1 protein-coding gene is annotated in these 277 nt (G+C 48.7%); it reads right to left on the bottom strand.

What is annotated here, in order from left to right; translation table 11 throughout:
• Positions 1-277 (bottom strand): nicotinamide mononucleotide transporter family protein (locus tag R0J87_RS19940; RefSeq protein ID WP_498888422.1); only part of this gene is annotated, 277 nt, incomplete at both ends.

Below are 277 nucleotides of genomic sequence, written 5' to 3'. Positions count from 1 at the left end.
CACTGCGTAACCTACGCCACAGGTATAAGCCGTACCAGGCGTTAAACCAGAAGCCAATATAGACGATAGCGGTCAGCTGTAAGTCACGCGAAAAATACAGCGGTACCGCTACCGTGTTCACAACAAGCCAGAACCACCAGGTTTCGAGTTTGCGGTTCATCAATAAAAACTGCGCAATCACGCTGAACATCAAAATAGCGGAATCAATAAAGGGGGCATAGGCATCCGTCATGCTGTGTAATATGTAGCCGAACAGCAACGTTACCAGTGCTGCCAG

The organism is Halomonas sp. SIMBA_159 (assembly GCF_046536035.1).
GTDB lineage: Bacteria > Pseudomonadota > Gammaproteobacteria > Pseudomonadales > Halomonadaceae > Vreelandella > Vreelandella venusta_A.
The sequence above is the reverse complement of the archived record's forward strand: the minus strand, read 5'-3'. Positions and strand labels throughout refer to the sequence as shown.